Consider the following 5,867-nt stretch of genomic DNA (forward strand, 5'->3'; position numbering starts at 1 on the left):
TTCGTATACAGGTATTCCCTCAGAAGTGTAATTTTTAATTATCTTTACTTGTTGCGGACCAGATGACTGTTCCTTCTGCGTTCCTTCTTTCGCGGGTTGATTTTCTTTCTTTCCGCGTAACTTGTCTAAAAATCCCATCTGAACATAGAAGTTTCTTGCATAATAAAGGTGACTATTTGCTTACCGTTGCCAGGGATATCCGCCGAACGTAAGAAAGTTCTGCGAAAAAATGCTGCAAGCAATAAGATTTGCTGGAATAATTGGGGTCTATGGCAGGTATTCAGAAAAAGAACTTTGATTCTCCCGATGAAACGCGGAAATTCGAAAATGGAAAGCTAGACATTGCAAATCTAGGTGACACTACAATAGGTCGTGGAGTCCTTCAACCGGGTTGGAAATGGTCCACGTCTGTAAAGCCAATAGTAAAGACAAACAGTTGTCAGCAGCACCATACCATGTACATAGTTTCAGGCAAAATGAGGGTGCGGATGGACGATGGTACTGAGCAGGAATTTGGCCCCGGTGACACAGGAATAGTTCCACCGGGACATGATGCATGGATAGTTGGCAATGAGCAGTGTGTTGCAATTGACTTTACGGGAGCAAAGACGTACGGGAAACAGTAGGCTATTTCCTTACTGTCACCTTAGCTGTCTTGCTGTTTATGAATCCCCATCTTCATCAAAAGTGTGCTAAGAACATGTCTGTGAGAGAGATGGCGCGGGGAGTGGGATTTGAACCCACGGGTCCTTTCGGACATGGGATTAGCAATCCCACGCCCTACCAGGCTAGGCGACCCCCGCCCGCCATGCAAAGTGCATCCACATTATATTAATCAACCATTGGGCATGCATGCGAAAAATTTCATTGTTAGCTAGAAGGATTATAAAATAGACCCCTCTCTCGATACACTATCTTTGAACCTTAAGGAGGCAAACGAGATCTTTCGGCGGGCAATCATCAAGGCGTACTTTGAGCCCCAGATGCTAAAGATGGACTACCGCAAGTCCCAGGCCCGGCATCCCAGCATCCCCGAAGACGGCCTCACCCTTGACAACGTTTTGCACCTTTACTTTGATGTCGCCACCGGCAACGACTACCCCGACGGCGACGAGTGGTTCTCTGTCGAATACATTTTCCCGCACAGCGTGAAATTGCCCGACAGCCTGAAGGGCCCCGACTATTTTACGACGCTCTCGGTTTCTGACGGCAAGCACTACTGGCGCCACCGCGAGCTGGTGCGCTTCAAGTACGGCAAGTCCAAGAAACTTGGCGAATCCCTCGAATATCTGGACAAAAAGTACAAGGAACTGAGCAAGAGCCTGCATGACTCGGGCGTCATCAACCAGCTGGACTAGGCGGCTTTGGCAGCGCCCATGTGTCGTTCTTGAAGACAAGGTTGACGCCTCCGACCCGAGCGACGCCGGGGCTCCACTTGAAGGTCGCCTCGTCATATGAGAACAATATCTCGTCAGCGTTGGCAGGGGCCGTCTTTAATTGCAGGGGCACGATGTCGACAAGGTACTCTATCTTTTCAATGCCCATTTCAAACTGCCTGTCGCCCTTGGGCAGCACCGGAAAGACGATTGGCGCCTCTCCGCCTTCAAACCCGGCAAACCGGATGTATGCCTTGACACCCTTGCGGCCGCGCCTGCGCTTCATGTCCTTGAGCACGCCTTTTATCTTGTGCCAGCTGTCCATCGTGAATTCCTGGAAGAACGGCTCGCCAAAGGGCAGCGGGAAGGCTATCTCGACCATGCTGACGTACTGCGGGTCGTCCGCCTCGACCTCGGTATCCTCCACCTCAAACGATCTTTTCAGCGTGTCGTAGAGGATCTCGATTTCCCAGGGGGAAATGGTATAGTAGCGAAAAGTCGCCGGTCCTGCCAAGTGAGAGCTGAAATGCCCAGAAGCAATAAAGCCTTTACGAAAGGACGCCCGTGAACTTTAACAGATAGACGACAGAGAGGGCCGTGACGTAGCCTATCATGTGCTTCCACGATATCGCCGGCAGGACGGGCGCCACCAGTTTTATCTCGTGGTTGTCGACGACGCGGGTGATATAGTCGCGGATCTTGTCGTTCCATATCTTGCACTCGATCTGGTGCTTTTTCAGTATAGATTCGACTTCATAGATGACAGGCGCCCTCACCGAGCGGATGTGCTGGATGTAGCGCCGGGATATCTCGACTTCCGCCTGGATGGCAATGAGGCCCTGCTCCATGTTGAAAAGTCTGACATGCATCTCCCACGGCTTGGCCAGTTTTTTTGCCAGCCCGCAGCCTAGCTGGTTTGGCTTTTTGTTCTCGAGTTTCACCAGGCTAAAGCCTTCAGAGAGGAGGGCATTGATTATCTCGTCCTTTTTTATCTTGACCATGAGGCTCAGGTGATCGAGCTCGACTTCTTCGCGCTTGATGAGGTTCTGCAACCCCCGGGCGATGCTCGTGCGGGGGTAGCTGGTCAGGAACTCGGACATCGATAAAGTTGCATCAACATGGGCATTATTAAAACTGTTTGCAGTCGCCCCTCATACATCTTTGAGGCCCTGTAGGTAGATGTCTATCTTGGCGGGGACTGCCATGTCCTTCCACGAGAGGCGCCTCTCGGTCCAAGTCACGCCAAAACCCCTCACCAAGGCCGCAGGCGTCGACTCGGCGCTCTCGCCCATGACGGCGACGCCCATGGTCGCCAGGCTGTCGGCGACTGCCCGAAAAGTCACACGCAGCGTGTTTCCAAAGAGGTCCTTTTTGCCCCGCTCGTCTTCGATTGGGCTAAAGCCGGCGCAAGCTATTGCGACCCCCGTCGTCCCCCTGCGGGTGGGCATCAGCCGGCTGTCTGCAAGCACCACCCCGACGTTGATGCCGCTCTCTACGAACTTTTTGCGCAATTCCCGAGCGCTCTTGAACGGATCTTTTGGGTACAATATCGCATATCCGGCAGGAACGTTTGACTTGTCGATTCCGGCGTTTGGCGCAATCATGCCCCCGCGTATCGCAAGTGCAAAACCCGATATGCCGCCCACGATTTCGTCGGATTCCTGCAACACCAGTTGCGCAAGCCTTGCGTCCATGCTGTATTTCTTGGCGAGCCTCTTGGCGTCCGCACTCGGCCTGACGGCATCAAGTTTCACGACGTTGCCCTCGCTCATTGCGACAAACTTGCTTGATACCACCAGTATGTCTCTGTCCTGAAAATCGTGCTTTAGCGCTTTAAACAGGCCGAACCTGCCCCACTTTGCCGGCGCCTTTATCTCGAGAACCTCCAAGCAATGACGATATCCGCACCGGGCCTTTTGTGGCTTTCGCATTGCCAAAGGTTTTAATCCGCCAAGGAGCTATTTCCCCATGATTACTTTTTGGCGATGACTATAACTGAAAAGATCCTCGCCCGCGCTGCGGGCAGGCAGAGCGTGTCGCCCGGCGACGTGGTATTTGCCAAGGTCGACAGGGTGATGATGCACGACGTTTCGGGACCCGGCGTCATCAAGGTTTTCAGCGAATGGGAAAAGAAAGGGATAAAGGTGGAAAAAATATGGAACCCCGACAGTGTGTGGGTCGCCGAAGACCACTTTGTGCCGGCGGCCGACAGGGTGTCGGCAGAGAACGTCATCGCGCTCTCTAACTTTACCAAGAAATTCGGGATAAAGAAGCACTTCAAGTACGGGCTAGGGCAGTATGGTATCTGCCACACGCTGTCGCACGAAGAGGCGATGGTCCTGCCCGGCGAAGTTTATGTGGGCGGCGACTCGCACACCAACACCACCGGCGCGATGGGCGCCTTTGCGGCGGGCCTCGGCCACACCGACGTGGCGTACGTGCTGATGAATGGTCAGATCTGGTTCAAGATCCCGGAGACCATGCTCTTCAAGGTCGAGGGCGAAAAGCCTGACCACATCATGGCAAAGGACATCATCCTAAAGATAATAGGCGAGATTGGCACCGACGGCGCCAACTATGGCGCGATGCAGTTTGCAGGCAACGTTGTGAAAAAGCTGTCGATGGAAGAGCGCCTCACACTCACCAACATGACGACAGAGGCAGGAGCCAAGAACGGCATCATCGAGCCGGACGAGACGACATACGCTTACCTCCGCGAGCGCACGGATGCCCAGTACGCGCCAGTCCACGGCGACGACAACGCGCGCTATTCAGAGACGTTCACAATAGAGATAGAAAAGATGGAGCCGACAGTCGCCAAGCCGTTCTCTCCGGGCAACATCACGGTCGCAAGAGAACTGCAAACTACTGAACTTGACAAGGCGTACATCGGCTCGTGCACGGGGGCAAAACTCGACGACTTGAGGGCCGCTGCAAAAATAATGAAGGGCAGGAAGGTCAAGATCAGGACAGAAGTGCTACCGGCGGCGCAGTCGATATACATGAAGGCCATGAAAGAAGGCCTGGTGCAGATATTCATGGAGGCAGGCGCGGTCGTGGGCCCGCCGACGTGCGGCGCGTGCTGCGGGGCGCACATGGGCGTTCTTGGCAAGGGCGAGATATGCATCAGCACGACAAACCGCAACTTTCCCGGCAGGATGGGCCACGTAGAGTCGCAGACTTACCTTGCGTCGCCGGTGGTAGTTGCCGCGTCGGCGATAACGGGCAGGATTACTGACCCGAGGGACGTGGGAAATTGAACAAGACATTGAGGGGCAGGGTCCACAAGTACGACAGCGCCAACATCGACACCGACGTCATCATCCCCGGCCCGTACTTGAAGATACACGACCATAAAGAGCTTGCCAAGCACGCGATGGAAGGCATCGACCCGAAATTCCCGGAAAAGGTCCAGCAGGGCGACCTGCTCGTCACGGGCAGCAACTTTGGCTGCGGCTCCAGCAGGGAGCACGCGCCCATCGCGCTTTCGCAGACCGGCATCCAGGCAATCCTTGCGCCGACGTTTGCAAGGATTTTCTATCGCAACGCAGTCGACGGCGGCTACCTCCTGCCGATAGAGATAGACGAGCCAACGGTGAAAAAGATTACAGACGGCGACGAGCTCGAGATCAACCTCGCAGAGAACAGGATTACAAACGTCACAAAGAACGAGCAGTACCCGATGAAGCCGTTCCCGGAGCTTATCGCAAAGATAGTGGAGGCAGGCGGCCTCGTAAAGTACAGGCCACAATGAGAAAGGGCAGGCTAGAAGAGGTCTTTAGCAGGGCGCTCCACGCCGACGACGCCTCCCTCTATTTTGTAAGTTACCGCGACTTTGACAGCGTGGCAGAAATGCCGTTGAAGGAATTCGTCAGTCTGTCTGAGGATTTCCAGGTGATACCGGCAAGCAGGATTGTAAAGGTCAGGAGAGGCGATGTCGTGTTGTATAAAAAGTCAGGACTCTAGGACCCACCCTTCAGGCATCATGTCGCCCTCGCCGGTGGCAGTCGCATACCGCCACACGTGTTGTCCTTCTTCTGCCTTTACGCTTGCCTTTATCCGGGCCAGCGACTCTAGCTCTCCGGCAAGGCCGGCAAGGCTTACCTTGGCGGAATTGTGCTTGCAGAACTGGCAGTGAGGGTCAAGGGCCGCGGTCTTGCCCGCGTCAATCACAGGGTAGGCGCTGCAGGCAAGGGGCCGGTTGCCATAGACAGAGCACGCCAGGCCGCCGTGCGGTGAGCGGCTGTTTTCATCAAGGAACGGGCAAAAGTCGCCGTTGTTCTTGCCCATCATCTGGTACGCGATTATTCGCTCAGGCCCGCCGTTGCCGACTGCGAGGCGGGGAAGTATCCTGACTGCAATGTTTCGCTCATTTGCTAGTCGCTCCATCCTGCTTTTTTCCTCGGGCAATAGCAGCACGCCTATCTTGCCAAACTCTTTAGACGGGTAATATTCGCGATAGATGCAGCAGTCCGAGCAGCCCGACACGCA

At 54.6% G+C, this 5,867-nt stretch carries 9 protein-coding genes and 1 tRNA gene; 5 read left to right on the top strand and 5 right to left on the bottom strand.

Features of this window, described 5'->3' with window-relative positions; translation table 11 throughout:
- Positions 1-269: 269 nt before the first annotated feature.
- On the top strand, positions 270-626 hold the full coding sequence (locus tag ACREAY_RS09195) for a cupin domain-containing protein (protein WP_431755474.1): 357 nt from the start codon (positions 270-272) through the stop codon (positions 624-626).
- Between the two features lie 90 nt (positions 627-716).
- On the opposite strand, the gene ACREAY_RS09200 is transcribed toward ACREAY_RS09195, so the two are convergent.
- Positions 717-803, bottom strand: a tRNA-Ser gene (locus ACREAY_RS09200).
- Between the two features lie 114 nt (positions 804-917).
- Here ACREAY_RS09200 and ACREAY_RS09205 point away from each other — a divergent pair.
- Entirely contained in the window at positions 918-1,358 is a 441-nt protein-coding gene (locus ACREAY_RS09205; RefSeq protein WP_431755475.1) for a hypothetical protein, read from the top strand.
- Here ACREAY_RS09205 and ACREAY_RS09210 read toward each other — a convergent pair.
- From ACREAY_RS09210 to cofE, 3 genes are read right to left on the bottom strand one after another with little or no spacing between them, the layout of a single operon-like run.
- Complete coding sequence (locus ACREAY_RS09210) at positions 1,342-1,890, bottom strand: hypothetical protein (RefSeq protein WP_431755476.1); 549 nt, start codon at positions 1,888-1,890, stop codon at positions 1,342-1,344. The genes ACREAY_RS09205 and ACREAY_RS09210 overlap by 17 nt on opposite strands.
- Positions 1,891-1,924: 34 nt before the next feature.
- Positions 1,925-2,476 carry a hypothetical protein gene (locus ACREAY_RS09215; RefSeq protein ID WP_431755477.1) on the bottom strand — a complete coding sequence of 184 codons (552 nt, stop codon included), beginning with the start codon at positions 2,474-2,476 and terminating at the stop codon, positions 1,925-1,927.
- 51 nt (positions 2,477-2,527) lie between these two features.
- Complete coding sequence (cofE, locus tag ACREAY_RS09220) at positions 2,528-3,265, bottom strand: coenzyme F420-0:L-glutamate ligase (protein WP_431755478.1); 738 nt, start codon at positions 3,263-3,265, stop codon at positions 2,528-2,530.
- A gap of 96 nt (positions 3,266-3,361) precedes the next feature.
- Between cofE and ACREAY_RS09225 the strand changes: the two genes are divergently transcribed.
- Genes ACREAY_RS09225 through ACREAY_RS09235 form a run of 3 tightly spaced genes read left to right on the top strand, consistent with a single transcriptional unit; the run spans position 3,362 to position 5,342 of the window.
- The gene (locus ACREAY_RS09225; RefSeq protein WP_431755479.1) at positions 3,362-4,636 is read left to right on the top strand and encodes a 3-isopropylmalate dehydratase large subunit; all 1,275 of its coding nucleotides are present in this window, start codon (positions 3,362-3,364) and stop codon (positions 4,634-4,636) included.
- Between the two features lie 8 nt (positions 4,637-4,644).
- Entirely contained in the window at positions 4,645-5,130 is a 486-nt protein-coding gene (locus ACREAY_RS09230; RefSeq protein WP_431755482.1) for a 3-isopropylmalate dehydratase small subunit, read from the top strand.
- Complete coding sequence (locus ACREAY_RS09235) at positions 5,127-5,342, top strand: DUF504 domain-containing protein (protein WP_431755480.1); 216 nt, start codon at positions 5,127-5,129, stop codon at positions 5,340-5,342. The genes ACREAY_RS09230 and ACREAY_RS09235 overlap by 4 nt, the downstream gene beginning before the upstream one ends.
- Here ACREAY_RS09235 and ACREAY_RS09240 read toward each other — a convergent pair.
- Positions 5,331-5,867 (bottom strand): YkgJ family cysteine cluster protein (locus ACREAY_RS09240; protein WP_431755481.1); only part of this gene is annotated, 537 nt, incomplete at its 5' end. The two genes, ACREAY_RS09235 and ACREAY_RS09240, sit on opposite strands and share 12 nt — an antisense overlap.

This window comes from Nitrososphaera sp. (genome assembly GCF_050748925.1).
Taxonomy (GTDB): domain Archaea; phylum Thermoproteota; class Nitrososphaeria; order Nitrososphaerales; family Nitrososphaeraceae; genus Nitrososphaera.